This window comes from Legionella lytica (genome assembly GCF_044626755.1).
Classification (GTDB): Bacteria; Pseudomonadota; Gammaproteobacteria; order Legionellales; family Legionellaceae; genus Legionella; species Legionella lytica_A.
Genome location: NZ_JBGORX010000001.1, coordinates 314,708 through 329,708, shown reverse-complemented (window position 1 = coordinate 329,708; position 15,001 = coordinate 314,708). Strand labels below are relative to the sequence as shown.

The window sequence follows — 15,001 nt, the reverse complement described above, 5'->3', positions numbered from 1 at the left end:
ATCCCTGCTCCAGCAGGGATGAGGACTCAACTAGAATACTCAAAAGCAGCAGAATTGTTCGTATGAAGTAAATTGGCTCGTATCAAATCCGCCAAAGTTCTAGTCTCCATTTTTTTCATAACCTTAGCGCGATGAGCTTCTACTGTAGAAATGGAGATATTAAGATCATAGGCAATCTGCTTATTTAATTTACCTTCAATAACTAAGTCCATGATCTGCTTTTCGCGTTTAGTTAAGCTATTTATCCGCTGGTAAAAATCAGATTGTAAGTGGAAGCTGTTATTTTGATTTTTTTTCAGACAGCTTTGCGTGATTTCTAATAGATCCTGATGATTCACGGGCTTAAGAATAAAATCTGCCGCTCCCGCTTTCATTGCCCTGACTGCCATGGGAATATCGCCATAACCGGTGATGATGATTACCGAGAGCTGATTTTTAGTGGTATTAAGGTATTCTAATAACTCAAGACCACTGATTATAGGTAATCTTACATCAATAATCAGACAACCATGTTGCGTAGCATCATAATTATCAAGAAAATCTTTAGCATTCTCATACGCTTGCACTCGCAGATTAACAGACTCAAATAACCAACGAAATGACGCACATATTTCAGGATCATCATCAACAATAATAACCATGGGCTCCTTAGTAGACATCTTGTGGATCCTTATGAAACATAAGCAGTTGAAAACAAATACCATTCGGTACGGATTCAGTTAATAAACGACCACAATCAGTGGTGAAAAGAGTACGACAATAAGTAAGCTCTTGCTCCACACTCTCTTCTTTAATTGGAAAATTACTGGTTATTGTCACACTTAGTATATTCTGTTGATGGGGTTTGGTTTGGATTAGCAACTCACTTTGTTTTATATCATTTTTTTCCACAGAATCAATGCATTGTTTTAATAAACGAAATAAAACACATTTAAGTTGAGACTTTTGCATATTAAAATCGGGAAGGCTTTCATGAAAATCTAAAGTTAATTGAATGTGATGATGCTTTATTTCCAAGAAAAATAAAGAGGTAATCTCGGTAATAATACTTGAGATATTAACCCCCTCTTCTTGAACTATTAACTGCTGCATCGAATAAATTTTATCTTTAAATAATTCCGTATGCTCATTAATTTTTTGTAATACACTATTCATTTGACTGGGACTAAGTTCATTTCTTTGTAACTTAATTTCACACCCACCAAGATAGGCTTTAATTACTGTTAATGGCTGATTTAACTCATGAATAAACTTCAATAGAAGTTGGGTATATAAGTTCTTTTGCATTAATCCATTCATCTAGTTGCTCTATCCTAAAATATCCTATGAAAATGCCGGTTAATTTTTGCTTAACATAAATAATATCAATTAATATACCTATATTTTGAGCCATTTTTTATATGTTAATCTATTGAATTTATGTGGTTTATTAGGGTTATCCTTAATATGCGTTAAAATAACAGTTCTCTCACATGCGCGAGTTAAATTATGGATAGCACTCTATAAATGCGAATCTAACATAAAGATAAATAATATCCAATTTGATATTTATTTATAAAACAAAAAAATATCAGTAAAAATATAAATTGATTTCAGTCAGTCCAAATTCACCCCAGCAATAAATTCGACTTTCCATATAACTATTTGGAGAGAGGATTTGATCCTTGATTGAGTGTGTTAACTGGGAGACTAGTTGCCAACACACCCAAACCAAGAATACACAACTTTAGTTTTCAAACATTATTTTAACAATTGTGGTTTTCCATAGCATTTAACTACATGGCCATCATTCGACTGCCAAAACGTGGCAAAAACCAAACTTATAAAGGAAGATTTTTCTTATCATCAGGAATGGGAGGTACATGATTAAAAAAATTGATAATTAATAAAACAAACAACAGCACTAAAGAAAAATAAAGAAGAATTTTTGCAAGCAAAATAAGTGTCGGATTAGTTCCTTTATATAAATAAAGCGCTAAAAGAAATGCCAGCACAAAAAAAATAAATGCTCCTGCTAACATGATTTATTCCTTTAATTGAACATCATTTTTTAATTTACAATTTAGGCAAAAATTCACTATATAGCAAATAAGGGACAATTACCGCGGTGTGACCGTGGTATTGGAGAGTATTATTGGGTAAGAAAACCTTAAGTTACGCTACTAGCCCATCCCCAGCTCTCTCTAAGCTGCCCTTTTGTTATGCTCAATCAACTTCAATAGCGCCTGAGCCGCCTCGGTAGACGAAGCTGGGTTTTGTCCAGTGATGAGACGTCCATCAACAATGACGCAGCTTTGCCAATCAGAGGCTTTTTCAAACAGACCCCCTAGTCGTTTCAACTCATCTTCCACCAGAAACGGTACCTCATCAGTAAGCCCTACTGCAGCCTCTTCACTATTGCTAAAGCCAGTCACACGTTTACCTTTTACCAGCGGGGCCCCCTTGTAGGTTACGCGATGCAATACACCAGGTGAGTGACAAACTAAGGCTATTGGCTTTCCAGAATTATAAAAAGACTCAATTAACCTGATTGAAACCAAACTTTCTGCAAGATCCCACAAAGGGCCATGACCTCCCACATAAAATATCGTGTCAAAATCATCGGCTTTCATATCAGCAAGTTTGGCGGTCTGCGAAAGTGCTTTTTGTGCCCGCTCATCTTTTTTAAAGCGTTCCATTGCCGCTGTTTGGTTTTCAGGTAAATCGCTCTTAGGGTCAACTGGAGGCTGGCCGCCTTTCGGTGAGGCTAAAGTTAATTCAACCCCTGCATCGGCAAAAACAAAATAAGGCGCCGCAAACTCTTCAAGCCAGAAGCCAGTCTTGCGTCCGGTATTACCTAATTGGTCATGAGAAGTTAACACCATCAATATTTTCATTTTCGTTCTCCTTCCGCATCTTACGAATGTGAACTTGATTCTACTGATCGTGAACGGTGATAAATTATGATATACGGATATTGTTCTTTAAACGTTCAGGTGCAGCCAAATTATTATTATTTTAGAATCTTACTTATTAATTTTAGCTCAAATCGCATCAAATATCCTCGCTCTGCAATAAAGACTAGCATCAGACATGGCTTCTGCTGTACAATTAACTAACTATACTAAACCACACGTTGACTATGTTTATTTACCTTCCCGGATTGATTAATGTACCAAAGTTTCAAAAAACTGCCCAAACGCATAATTTAGATCCCAAAAAAGTGGTTTTCTTATTTCCGGGAAATTCTAGCCATCATAGTAAAGGCACAAACCTTTACACCATCAAAGGCGGTGGAGGCCTGGCCGTTGTCGCACAGGATTTAGGAGCTGTAGGTTACCCCGTTCTGAGCCTACCTACCACAAGCATGGACAACTGGTCTACGAATTTAAACCAGCAACAAACAGTACATGGTGCCCTGGCTGATTTATATCGCGCGGTGGGTGCAGGTTATCACTTGTTATTGCCAGTTAGAACTCATGACGACACCACTTATTTTGATTCCGGTTTGGCTGATACGAAAGGCGACCTAGAACCCAGCTTTTGGGGATTCAATCTCAAAACACCCAATAAACCTCTAGCCACCCACTACATCCAAGAACTGAATAAATTAGCAGTATTCATAAAATTGTCCGAGGAAGAGCGCCTTAAAGCAGTAGAAGCAGACAGCTCCAATCCGTTCTTTGCGGCCTACCTAGATGGACTGCAAATGCAGGAAAATGACCCTTGGTTGCAATTGCCCTCCACTGTAAAAAAGCAAATAACTCCCGTACTACCTAAACCAATCCAGGCCATGCCAACAGTAAAAAAAGAAGAGCTAGCTGTTAGCGAACCCAATAAAAAGCCCCTGAGTGAAAAAGAAATTAGCCAGCCATTTTCCTCCTCCTTAGTTGAGACAAATGACTCCAGCTCGGACTCTAACGGCAATGCTGCCTTCGATTTTCTAGTATATGGGGCTCTATTTACCGCGGGCTTAGGGGGCCTTGCTGTAGCCATATTGGCTTGGCCCATTATTGTCCCTGCATTGGTGGCTGCCGAGATTATTTCTGCAAGTTCAGCGGGTTTGGTTGCGGCTACACTTGCTGCAGTCGGATTAACTATTGCTGGTGGTGCGACCTTCAGTTTTTTTAAGCCATCAATTGCAGAGTCTTACGATAGTGAAGAGAAGGGAACTGACTATACCTTATCACCTGTTAGTTAGTTTACCGTTTCACAGCAATAATTCCGTTTACAATGAACACATGGCTTCTCTAATTGGATCGCAACGAGATCCAATTAGAAGCGTTCCACCAGCGCAATTAAGGCGCATTAGCTCTGTACGGTTAAGGCCTTAAGATTTGGGAGTCCGTCTTTTCTTGCTCGTTAATTTTGGGAGTTTCAAAACCTGGGGGAATCCATCCACAGTCATTAGTCCTTAGTACAGCCTGTCCACGAACTAGTTGGTGAAGTTTTCCACAGTCTCTCTCCTCAGAATTACTCATCGGTGGTAGAGCTGATGGACCCGCTGAAGAAATCACATTACTCATATAGATTTTTCTATAAATTTTTTTAAAATTAGCTTCGTCCGCATTTTTTATAGCTTCTTCACATGCCTTGCGAATTAAAAAAATCATAGGAAAGGAGTGAAAATCTTGAGACATATTAGTCATAAGAGCAAAAAGTTTCTCAACTGCAGCTGAAGCCAACTCGTGCTCACTATCCTCAACTGAGTTCATCAAAGTTAGGGACATTTCTAATTTATATTGGGCGAGTTCATCAGAATTATATGCGCTGCATAAACGATAAGCGTGTTTTATATAGGTATGATATTTCTCTAATAAATCTGTTTTAGATGCCATTTCAGGATGAATAGCTAAAATATCATTGCAACGTGCATTCCCATTGACACTACAAAGAAAGGGGCTGGAGGTTTTAATTTCTTCCAGGTTTGAATCTGGGAATTCAACATCAAAATCTGTATAAATCCCCGAACGATAAAGTACACTTAATGTACGCACAACATCGCTTGCTGCACCCACATTTCCACCGTGGGATAAATTTTGTAATTCCATATTCGCTAATGCATACAATTCCAGCTCATTAGCATCTAATAAATTCTCCTGAAAACTCTCTGCGGAAAAGTCATAAAATTCTAACTGGCTGGCTCTATTTAAAATACTTAGTTCTTGTTTGAAATTAAGAAAGTCTTCTTTTCCTTGCGTACCTAATAATCGACTGTCATAGATTAGCGATATTTTTCGAGATGGGAATTTAGTAAGAAATTCAATTATTTTTTCTTTATTCTTTTGGGGAATAAATTGGTCGGGATTTGTTGTAAACCATATTCTGGTCCAATTTTTTGTTGAGAAACTATAAACGCCTTCATTTACCTCATCGTCGATAACAGAAAATAATTTGAAATTGGGTTTATATCGATTCACGCGCTTCATGTAAATTCCTTATCTAACAGAGGAATAGAAAATTATATGTGATAGAAATTCCATAATAAGTTAAGCTGTCTTTTAAGGAACCATGAACCAAACACGATCCGTACTGAGACGTTTTAACCAAGTTTATTGGCACAGTAGTTACACTTTATGTATTGATTATAGCCCCTGTGTTAGTAAAGGCATTATTATGGTGCCCCTTATTGACTGGCGTCACTAAATAACTATTGATTGAGAGTAACGCAGTGTCGTGTCAAAACAAAGGCCCTCTGATTACGAATCAACTTTTCCTTTCACTAACAACAGCAAAAATGTTAAAAAGTATCACGTACATGAGAGGTGATGACGCATTTTGATTGTTGTGTAATTACCCTTTTTTTCCTATAATCCCTTGCGTTTTTGTCAAAAATAGTCAAAAATGCCCAAAAATATACCATCGAGTTGTACTTTCGTTTGCTTTGGTGCGATTTTGGTATTTACTGTAAACTATTTTGCTCATTTTAAGAGAGAATTGTTTTAAATTTTGGGGGATGAATATAACATTAGTTCATCAACGTTAACCTAATATAATGTGAGAAATAAACAGCCCGTGGATAATAGTATTTCAAAAGCAACTAAGCCTATTAAAGATAGTGGTTACAACCGTGGATTGAAAGATCGACATGTTCAGCTAATTGCCCTTGGGGGAATTATTGGTTCCGGTTACTTCTTAGGTACAGGCGAAGTCATTAATCTCGTTGGCCCTGCAGTGTTTATAGCCTATGTACTTGGTGGTTTAATCATTTTCCTAACTATGCTTTGTATGGGGGAGCTTGCTGTTGCTATCCCCATTTCAGGTTCCTTTGTAACCTACACGGCTGACTTTATATCCCCTTCAGTTGCCTGTGGCGTGGGATGGTCTTATTGGATTAGTTGGGTGGCCTATATTCCTGCAGAGTGTGTTGCGGGGGGTATCATCATGGAGATGTTTACCGGCGTCAATGGTTATGTATGGGCTATTTGTTTTGGCCTCTTAATTACCTACATTAACCTTGCTAAAGTCGATACCTTTGGCGAAATTGAATTTTGGCTAGCCTTAATTAAAATTCTGGCGTTGCTGGGCTTTGTTATTTTAGCTATTTTAATATTCTTTGGTCTAATTCATGGTAGTGAGCCTGAAGGCGTTATTGGTACTCGCTATATTTTAGGTGAAGGCGGAATGCTTCCGAATGGAGTGATGCCCTTATTAACCGCCATGGTGCTCTTGCTGGTTAATTACCAAGGCTCCGAAATCATTGGTCTTGCTGCAGGCGAGTCTGAAAATCCTGCGCGGATGATTCCTCATGCAATTCGTAATGTGACCTATAGAATCCTCTTTATCTACATTATTCCTATATTTTGTCTGGTGTTAATTTTCCCTTGGCAAAAAGCGGGTTTAGCTAATTCAGTATTTGCTGATGCACTTAACTTCTATGACTTAAAATGGGCAGGAGCCGTAACCAGCTTTGTCACTCTTAGTGCGACGCTATCTTGTGCTAATTCAGGCTTTTATGGCACCGTTAGAGCCTTAAACGCGCTTGCTCGTGATGGAATGGCACCTCATACCTTTGCTAAGTTCAATCACAATTCCGTGCCACAAAATGCAGTAATCGCAACATTAATTATGGTATGGCTTTTGCTGTGTGTTGGTTTCTTCTTTGGGCAAACAAAACTTTATATTTCCTTACTTTTAGTTTCTGGTTTTACTGGTACTTTAGCTTGGATTTCTTTGTGTCTTTCACAAATCAGGTTCCGCAGCCGATTGTATCAAGCAGGTTATACTACGGACAATCTTCGTTATGTAACACCTTATTCCCCTTATACCGGAATTTGTGCAATTGTATTGATGTGTATTGCTTTATTTTTCTTGGTACTGAATAAGGATCCTTCTTATAAATTAGCATTTTATATTGGGATGATAAGCTTTATTGTTCCGATGATTGTTTATAAGTTGTTTGATTTATCTAAGAAGCGACGTAAGGCCTTACATCTTAAGACTCGTGTTAAGTTTCAAGATTTATTCCCGCCGGTGTAGTATTGGGTAAAGACTGGTTGCAAGCAACCAGTCTTTCTTTAGCCTAATTCGGAAGCTGGGTTCAACCCCGTATTACCCGAAGAATAAACTTTCATTGCAAGCCTTGGCGAAGTAATCCAGAACCATTCTTTGTTAAAAACTTAGTTCTGGGTTGCTTCACTTTGTTCGCAATGATTGCGGTTTTTTAATTTAATAAGTCACATACTACTTGAATGCTTTGCCTGCTCCTGTCTGATTCGATTGCCATTGTGGGAAATCCTGGTTGCAAGCAACCAGGTATGTGTCTTTAATACGTAACGGTTTTAATGCAGTTTTTCGCCGTTGGGTACTTTGGGGTCGGTAGTGATTAAGCTAATGGCCCCATTGGCGTCGGAGAAGCCTAGTAAAAGAAATTGTGATACAAATCCTGCTATATTTTTTTCGCCTAAATTGACACAACCTACGACGGAGCGCCCTATCAGGGTTTCAGGGGTATAATGCACTGTAACTTGTGCTGAAGTCTGTAATATTCCAATATCTGGGCCAAAATCCACCCATACTTTATACGCAGGTTTTCTGGCACGAGGGAACGGTTCTACCTTAACAATCGTGCCGGAACGAAGTTCTACTTTTGCAAAATCATCGTAAGTTATTATCATGGTACTAATTTCTCTTATGCAAGCAATTTAGGTAAATCAGTGGAATGGAGCTCAGGGACTAAACTCTTCAATAAAACGTACAACTCTCCAGTCTGGTATTCCGCGCAGGCCTGGTTTAATAAAAACATAGTTTGCGATAGTTCATCCCAGTTCAACTCGCGGTATTTAGCTTTAAACAGCTTCCCATGCTCCGTTGGCGCGAGCTGCTCTGACTCATGGAATAACTCTTCGAAAAGCTTTTCTCCCGGGCGCAAACCAGTGTATTCAATTTGAATGTCTTTTCCGGGTTCTTTTCCTGCTAAACGAATCATTTGCTCAGCCAGATAACTGATTTTAACAGGCTCCCCCATATCCAAGACAAAAATCTCACCGCCAGAACCGTTGACCATGGCTTGTAAAATTAGCTGACAAGCTTCCGGAATCGTCATAAAATAACGTTGCATATCAGGGTGTGTTACCGTGATAGGGCCACCTGCTTTTAATTGCTTTTGAAACAAAGGCACCACACTCCCTGCTGAACCTAAAACATTTCCAAAACGTACCGTAATAAATTGAGTATTTACGAGGCGATTCATATTCTGACAGTAGATTTCTGCGACACGCTTAGTGGTACCCATAAGATTGGTGGGATTAACTGCCTTATCCGATGAAATCAAAATAAACTTTTCCACACCACTAGCCACGCTCGCTTTGGCAACAATTTGTGTTCCTAATACATTATTCAGCACAGCAACACGTATTTGATCTTGCAGCAGCGGCACATGTTTATAAGCAGCCGCATGGAAAACAAGTTCTGGATTAAGTTCTGTAAATACGTTTTCAATAGCAACCTCATCAGTAATGCTTACTAAATACAGCATACGCGGAATGTGAGGGAACTTATCTTTTAATTCCTGCTCCATTTGGTACAAATTAAATTCGCTATTTTCTATGATGCCAAGGCATGCGGGACTAAGCGCCATAATTTGTCGGCACAGCTCAGAGCCAATGGAACCGCCACCACCGGTAATTAACACCCTCTTTCCAGCAATACCTGCTGTTAATTTATCCCATTCCAAATAAACTTCATCACGACCCAATAAATCTTCAATATTTACCGGTCGTAATGCATTAACTTCCACTCTTCCTGCCGCTAAGGCGCTAAGACTCGGTAAAGTTCTAACAGGAACATTACATCGTTCACAATGAGTCACTATACGACGTATGGCGGCAGAGCGTGCTGACGGAATGGCAATAAACACTAAATCAATCGAATACTCTATAACGCGATCAGCAAGCTGGCTTATCGTGCCGATAACGGGGACACCATGTACTTCCAAGCCACGTTTTCCAATGTTGTCATCAACAAAGCCTACAGGGTGGTAATTTTGGCTGCGCTTTAAATCACGCACTAAGCTCTCGCCCGCCAAGCCAGCCCCCACAATTAAAACACGTTTAATGTCTGCTAAAGCATGGCCTCTAGCCTTTTTGTCCCAATATAACCGTGTGATTAAGCGCCCTGCGCAAAGCAAGGTAGTCAAAATCATAAAATACAGTGGCAAAATAGAACGAGGTAAATAATGGACTATTGAGCTGAGATAAAAAACCGGGATAACTAAGATAACAGTAACCATCGCCGCTTTTATTATGCGCATCACATCATTTAATGAAGAAAAACGCCATAAACCGCGGTAGGTTTTGAAATAAAAATAACAGGCAGTCTGGATTCCTGTTAATAAAGCCAAGGCCATGTATGAATGGGTAGAGGTTAACATTTTAGGGAATGGCTGCATGTTATAACGTAGCCAATAAGCGGCATACCATGCAACGGGAATTGCCAAAATATCATAAGAGATGACCGGCAATTTGAATAAGAATTTTCTCATAAAAGATGTTAATTTTTGCATCATAAACTATAAGGCACTCAATCCATTTCTAGATGAAGATAGTACACTATGTTGTTGGGTTATAACATCAGAAATTGTATGATATTTAGATAAATTATTTCTTAACGCGCCAAAAATTCGCAATTTATGATTTTGATGTAGAAAGGGAAAATAATTCATAGCGATAGGTCGAATTAAGATCATCGGTGCTAAACGATTGGCGGAAGGTGTAGTCATGCTGGTTTTTAAGAGCTGCCTTTAAACACAGGTCACTCGGAGTATAGATTACCCGTCCCTGCTCCACTAACGAAGTTAAAATAATAACCTCAGGTTTCTGCAGCATAATCTCTCGACAAAACTGTTCATAACGCTGTTGCGTGGAATAATGCCCCATATCTCGGTTATTTAAACAATAGGAATCAATGAAGTTTAAATCACTGTAATAAGGAATCATGCCACTGTCTCCCAAAACAACATCCACTCCTGGTTTGGTATTTACCTTTAACCATTGCACTACTTCTTCTCGTAATCTCTCCCCTTTTAATGGATTTTGACTGAAATAGCGGTAATCCGATAAAGACATTTTAGGAATAAACATCAAAACCATTCCTAAAAATAAAACATATAAAGCCAGTAAGCTGTTTTGCATATAGCGCACAACCAGCCAATTAACACCTTGTAATGCCAAAGGAAGTAATAAAGCAAGCGCGGGCAAAAAAAGTCGATTATCAAAGGCTACTATGGGATCTGCGTCAGTCAGCATTAACAAATAAGCCAAACTAGGTAACCATAAAAAATAATGTCGTTTATCAGGCATTTTGATACAAGCTAATAAAGCCAATAAAGCAAAAGGCCAAATCAGTTTTAAGTAATTGAAATCTAAAGCAAAGCTAAACGCTTTGGTCACTCCTTTGCAATAAACGGAGTTAGGAAATAAATAGCCAAAATAAAAAAATCGCCAACTAAAATAGGGTATAAAAAGAAGAGCGAGTGTAAGACAAAATAGAAAAATACCCTGCCAATACAGTCCTCCTCCATTGCTAGGTCTATCCCAGCACAAAAGAATAAAAAACAAAGCCATTAATGCAGGGGCTTCCGGGCGTGTGAGCCCTGCGAAAGTAAGTAATAATGCAGCCAAAATAAATGCATAATTTTGAGGCTCAGCCCTTGTTTGCGGATAAGGCTGATACCCCATCCCGCGAAAACAAAAGTACACGGAGCCACAAATAAGCGCCTGATAAACAGCAGTTTCTAAACCACTTACGGTCCAAATAATCTGCCCTTTATAAAATAATAGGGCAATACAAGGCAACAGTGCACTACGTTGCTCAAACCAAAAACGAGTTATCAAATAAAGAAAATAACAGGTGAAAAAAAGCCCTAAAACACCAGCGGATTTTAAAACAATAACGGGATCCGCTTTTAACAATAAAGCTAGGGTCGCAAGCACTACAAAACTGAAATTCGAATAGCCTTCTACCGGTGGCGCTTGTACATTCCATAATAAGCCATTTCCTGATGCCCAATTATGGGCATAGCGCAAGGAAATATACATGTCATCAATGGTAAAAGGCCCAATTGCTTGAAGCTGAAACACAAATAAATAGATCGCCAGTAGTACCAGAATGCCGTCATACCAACGAAAACAGCATTTCATTGAGTTAGAGCCATAAAGGTCAATACCACAAAACACCAAAGATTAATGCGTGATAAGCGATCATTTATAAACACAATTATCGGATCATCATTTTCAATATCCAGAGTTGCAAGCCAGCCAAAACGCCACAAAGCAATCGCTGCAAAGGGCACTGTGAGCATAAAATAAAATGATTCATCTCGTGCATAAATGATGTAAAAAATGTAGGTGCTAAAGGTCGCGATGCCAGCAGCAAGAATTAAAATGTGGAGCATCATCGGATTGTATTTTTTCAAGACAGACCGGGTTGCATGCCTTAATCCTAAACGCATCTCAAGTCGACGCTTATTTAAGGCGATATAAAGACTAAGCAAGGTAGCAGCAATAACAAGCCATGTAGAAATCGACAAGCCTATACCAATGGTTCCAGCTAAAACACGCAACATAAACCCAGCGGCAATACACAACACATCACAAATCGGAATAAGCTTAAAAATATAGTTATAGGCAAGATTAATTACCAAATAAAAGCACAAAATCAGTGCTAATTTCTTTGAGATCAACCAACCTAAAGTAAGGCCGGTAACCAGCAATAAAAAAAGCGTGAAGATGGCCTCAGCTACTGAAACCTTTTCGCTCGCTAAGGGACGATGCCGTTTATGTGGATGTAAGCTGTCTTCGCTACGATCTTCAATATCGTTGTAAATATAAACTGCGCTGGAAATCAAACAAAACGCTAAAGAAGCTAATAGTGCGGGCACAAAATACCCAGGGATTGGCGTATAGCAAAACCCAAGCATTACAAAAACCGCTTTAGACCAATGAGATACACGAAGCAACAAGAAGAAATGTTTAAGTCGTTCTGTGAAACTTACTTTTACCGTGTCATTCATCAATTCAATCACCTTTATTTAGGTCAAAACTTAATAAAACGCGTGTACTACCACATGAGTCGTAATACAAGGGATACTAAAAGTATCATAATCTAGAAAAAAATCATCATTTCAAGAAGTTAATTGCTAAATAAAAAGTAGTCTACACTATTTCAATAAAAAATAATCAAATAACATTGCATTTAGACAATGAGGAAGTAAGATAAAATATACAACAGGATAAGCGCTGTTTGCCTTTTAGCAAGCTTAAGTCGAAACATCTAAGGACGGGAGATATCATGCAATTCATTCTAGTTGCGGGAAGCATAGAAAAATTTAAGAATTTGCGTAAAGACTATGAAGAAAGACGTCAAATTAATTTAGAAAAAGCCCCTACTTCATGGCTCACCTTTTTTGGTGCTACTGATGTTCAAACAAGAACCAGACAAATTTCATTTCTGGAGAAAACCATCGCGGTTCTGGAACACTTTCTTCATAAAGGTGACGAGTTTACGACCCAACATGAGTTTCAAGCAAATCTAATGGCTTCCCGCATTATGATTGCAGCCGCCCTCTCCGTCCAAGAAGAAATAAAAAACACTTATGTGCAACATCAAATTGGGAAATGCGAGGAAAAATCCGCTCTATATCAACTAATTAATGAATATCTAGGGGTAAATGCTGAAAATTTCCTGGATGAGGAAGATAAGCAGAGTTGTTATGAAACGGCTTACAAATTAATTAAAACTCAAGATGCACTGACACATCTTAATCATGAGCTGAAGCAACTCAAGCATCCTGAGTTTACGGAAGCAGAATGGAAACTATTCTCTGAGTTCATTAATGGACAAGAAAAAAAGAGAGCAACGCCTACACCTCTACCAAGTTATCTTCCTGTCGGTAATACGTTTGCGCCAGTTTTTGGAGAAACATTCTATTATGTGGGTTTAACTATTGGCTGGGTAGTTGCAGGAGCAGTGAGTAGTTCATCTGCGGCGATTACACCTCGTCTTGAGGTTACCTCTTGGGTTAGTAGTGCCCTTTTATTCATCGGCCCAACAAATATTGCGGGTGTCGCCTTATTAGCGCCTACCATTGCGTCTAGACTCATCTCTACGTTTTGTAACTTCAGTTTTTCCAGCATATCAGGAAAAGCTGGGCGGCTTGTTGGGCAATACACAGGTCAAGTGGCAGGCTTACCTTTTGATATTGCTTATAATCTGCTTCGAACAACAGGTTCATTCTTAGTTAGTTATTCCTCTCAGCCACCAAGTCTTGCCCCCTTAGATGGTATTTGCATTGCCAAAGGAGTCCCTGCTGTTCATGGCCATCCCATTCAACTTAATGTGCTTCCTCAACAGCTTGAACCTACTCCCAGATTGCAAATCACTGAAAATGGGGAAATTACAGTGGATGGTAAGCCTGTTGATGATCCCAGCATTGATGAGAAAATGTCCTTGGTGATTAAAGAGCTCAGTGATAAGTTAAAATCCAACACTAATGGTCCAAAAATAGAAGAGATTGAGGAGACTGCTCCTGAAGAGTCGGCTTTGTTTACACTTTAAAACCACTAAGGAAAACCTGGTTGCTTACAACCAGGTTTTAATTGATTAAGGACGATCGTCCAATTCTTTGCGCTGACTTGGCATAAAATCTTTTCTATCTAATCCCATCGCTACGGCTAAGGCTCCAGCAACATAAATGGATGAGTAGGTACCAATGAGAATACCGATAATTAATGCCAACGAGAATCCATGAATCGCTTCCCCACCATAAACGAATAGAGCAACCACCACAAAAAGAGTCAACACTGAGGTCATGATGGTTCTAGACAAGGTTTGGTTAATTGATATATTCATGATTTCTATTGGAGTACCACGGCGAATTTTAATAAAATTCTCACGGACCCGGTCAAATACTACGATGGTATCATTTAACGAGTAACCAATAACCGCTAATAAGCCGGCGAGTGCTTTCAAGTCAAACTCAATACCAAAAAAGGCAAAGATCCCCAGAATTAATACAGGGTCATGAACCAAGGCAACAGCAGAACTTACGGCCAGACGATATTCGAAGCGCATGGCAATATAAATCATGGTTGCCAATAAAGAAACGAGAACCGCCAAAGCACCTTTAGTCGCTAATTCCTGTCCTACTTGTGGTCCAACGAAATCAACTCGTTGTTTCACAGCGCCAGGCAAAGCACTCATTACCTTATTAACCATATGTGTTTGGTCAATATCTTCTCTAGGAGCAATACTAATCAACACGTCTCTAGAAGTACCGTAACTTACCACCTGAGCTTCTTTAAAGCCGGCATTACTTAAGCTATTTCTAATTTCAGTCAGATCAGCTGCCTGCGGATAGGATATTTCAATCTGAGTACCACCAGTGAAATCAAGGCCCCACTTTAAGCCATGAATTAACAAAGCACCAATTGAAACCACAAAAATTAATACAGAGAACAGCGCCGTCCAACGACGAGCGCCCATAAAGTCCACTTTTGAATTTGGATTAAAAAATTCCATCTGA

13 protein-coding genes are annotated in these 15,001 nt (G+C 39.1%); 3 read left to right on the top strand and 10 right to left on the bottom strand.

Features of this window, described 5'->3' with window-relative positions; translation table 11 throughout:
• Window positions 1–26 precede the first annotated feature (26 nt).
• The 4 genes from ACD661_RS01355 to ACD661_RS01340 all read right to left on the bottom strand — a co-directional run bounded on the left by ACD661_RS01355 (window position 27) and on the right by ACD661_RS01340 (window position 2,876).
• Window positions 27–659 (bottom strand): response regulator transcription factor, encoded by a 633-nt coding sequence (locus tag ACD661_RS01355; RefSeq protein WP_400185758.1) that lies wholly within the window; start codon window positions 657–659, stop codon window positions 27–29.
• Entirely contained in the window at window positions 649–1,299 is a 651-nt protein-coding gene (locus ACD661_RS01350) for a sensor histidine kinase (RefSeq protein ID WP_400185757.1), read from the bottom strand. The genes ACD661_RS01355 and ACD661_RS01350 overlap by 11 nt, the downstream gene beginning before the upstream one ends.
• Before the next feature lie 521 nt (window positions 1,300–1,820).
• Entirely contained in the window at window positions 1,821–2,021 is a 201-nt protein-coding gene (locus ACD661_RS01345; RefSeq protein WP_400185756.1) for a DUF1328 domain-containing protein, read from the bottom strand.
• 162 nt (window positions 2,022–2,183) lie between these two features.
• Window positions 2,184–2,876 carry a type 1 glutamine amidotransferase domain-containing protein gene (locus ACD661_RS01340; RefSeq protein WP_400185754.1) on the bottom strand — a complete coding sequence of 231 codons (693 nt, stop codon included), beginning with the start codon at window positions 2,874–2,876 and terminating at the stop codon, window positions 2,184–2,186.
• Window positions 2,877–3,121: 245 nt separating this feature from the next.
• On the opposite strand from ACD661_RS01340, the gene ACD661_RS01335 reads away from it, so the two are divergent.
• Window positions 3,122–4,180, top strand: a complete 1,059-nt coding sequence (locus ACD661_RS01335) for a hypothetical protein (protein ID WP_400185753.1) — start codon at window positions 3,122–3,124, stop codon at window positions 4,178–4,180.
• Between the two features lie 121 nt (window positions 4,181–4,301).
• Here ACD661_RS01335 and ACD661_RS01330 read toward each other — a convergent pair whose 3' ends face one another.
• The gene (locus ACD661_RS01330) at window positions 4,302–5,408 is read right to left on the bottom strand and encodes a glycosyltransferase family 88 protein (protein ID WP_400185751.1); all 1,107 of its coding nucleotides are present in this window, start codon (window positions 5,406–5,408) and stop codon (window positions 4,302–4,304) included.
• Window positions 5,409–5,994: 586 nt separating this feature from the next.
• Here ACD661_RS01330 and ACD661_RS01325 point away from each other — a divergent pair.
• Window positions 5,995–7,458: an amino acid permease gene (locus tag ACD661_RS01325; RefSeq protein WP_400185750.1), complete on the top strand. Its 1,464-nt coding sequence runs from the start codon at window positions 5,995–5,997 to the stop codon at window positions 7,456–7,458.
• Between the two features lie 302 nt (window positions 7,459–7,760).
• Here the strand turns inward: ACD661_RS01325 and ACD661_RS01320 are convergent, their stop codons facing one another.
• The 4 genes from ACD661_RS01320 to ACD661_RS01305 all read right to left on the bottom strand — a co-directional run bounded on the left by ACD661_RS01320 (window position 7,761) and on the right by ACD661_RS01305 (window position 12,502).
• Window positions 7,761–8,096, bottom strand: coding sequence for a tRNA-binding protein (locus ACD661_RS01320; RefSeq protein WP_400185748.1), 336 nt, complete (start codon window positions 8,094–8,096; stop codon window positions 7,761–7,763).
• A 14-nt stretch (window positions 8,097–8,110) separates the two neighbouring features.
• Window positions 8,111–9,982, bottom strand: coding sequence for a polysaccharide biosynthesis protein (locus tag ACD661_RS01315; RefSeq protein WP_400187198.1), 1,872 nt, complete (start codon window positions 9,980–9,982; stop codon window positions 8,111–8,113).
• A gap of 124 nt (window positions 9,983–10,106) precedes the next feature.
• The gene (locus tag ACD661_RS01310) at window positions 10,107–11,618 is read right to left on the bottom strand and encodes a protein LphB (protein ID WP_400185747.1); all 1,512 of its coding nucleotides are present in this window, start codon (window positions 11,616–11,618) and stop codon (window positions 10,107–10,109) included.
• Window positions 11,615–12,502, bottom strand: coding sequence for a decaprenyl-phosphate phosphoribosyltransferase (locus ACD661_RS01305; protein WP_400185745.1), 888 nt, complete (start codon window positions 12,500–12,502; stop codon window positions 11,615–11,617). The genes ACD661_RS01310 and ACD661_RS01305 overlap by 4 nt, the downstream gene beginning before the upstream one ends.
• 266 nt (window positions 12,503–12,768) lie before the next feature.
• Here ACD661_RS01305 and ACD661_RS01300 point away from each other — a divergent pair, with 266 nt between their 5' ends.
• Window positions 12,769–14,034: a hypothetical protein gene (locus tag ACD661_RS01300; RefSeq protein ID WP_400185744.1), complete on the top strand. Its 1,266-nt coding sequence runs from the start codon at window positions 12,769–12,771 to the stop codon at window positions 14,032–14,034.
• Between the two features lie 45 nt (window positions 14,035–14,079).
• On the opposite strand, the gene secF is transcribed toward ACD661_RS01300, so the two are convergent.
• Window positions 14,080–14,997, bottom strand: a complete 918-nt coding sequence (secF, locus tag ACD661_RS01295; RefSeq protein ID WP_400185743.1) for a protein translocase subunit SecF — start codon at window positions 14,995–14,997, stop codon at window positions 14,080–14,082.
• Window positions 14,998–15,001 lie beyond the last annotated feature (4 nt).

Bases quoted from the DNA above. Each gene is read 5' to 3' on its own strand.
- ACD661_RS01355 (WP_400185758.1), bottom strand. From the start codon at position 659: ATGTCTACTAAGGAGCCCATGGTTATTATTGTTGATGATGATCCTGAA.
- ACD661_RS01350 (WP_400185757.1), bottom strand. From the start codon at position 1,299: ATGAATGGATTAATGCAAAAGAACTTATATACCCAACTTCTATTGAAG.
- ACD661_RS01345 (WP_400185756.1), bottom strand. From the start codon at position 2,021: ATGTTAGCAGGAGCATTTATTTTTTTTGTGCTGGCATTTCTTTTAGCG.
- ACD661_RS01340 (WP_400185754.1), bottom strand. From the start codon at position 2,876: ATGAAAATATTGATGGTGTTAACTTCTCATGACCAATTAGGTAATACC.
- ACD661_RS01335 (WP_400185753.1), top strand. From the start codon at position 3,122: ATGTTTATTTACCTTCCCGGATTGATTAATGTACCAAAGTTTCAAAAA.
- ACD661_RS01330 (WP_400185751.1), bottom strand. From the start codon at position 5,408: ATGAAGCGCGTGAATCGATATAAACCCAATTTCAAATTATTTTCTGTT.
- ACD661_RS01320 (WP_400185748.1), bottom strand. From the start codon at position 8,096: ATGATAATAACTTACGATGATTTTGCAAAAGTAGAACTTCGTTCCGGC.
- ACD661_RS01315 (WP_400187198.1), bottom strand. From the start codon at position 9,982: ATGCAAAAATTAACATCTTTTATGAGAAAATTCTTATTCAAATTGCCG.
- ACD661_RS01310 (WP_400185747.1), bottom strand. From the start codon at position 11,618: ATGAAATGCTGTTTTCGTTGGTATGACGGCATTCTGGTACTACTGGCG.
- ACD661_RS01300 (WP_400185744.1), top strand. From the start codon at position 12,769: ATGCAATTCATTCTAGTTGCGGGAAGCATAGAAAAATTTAAGAATTTG.
- secF (WP_400185743.1), bottom strand. From the start codon at position 14,997: ATGGAATTTTTTAATCCAAATTCAAAAGTGGACTTTATGGGCGCTCGT.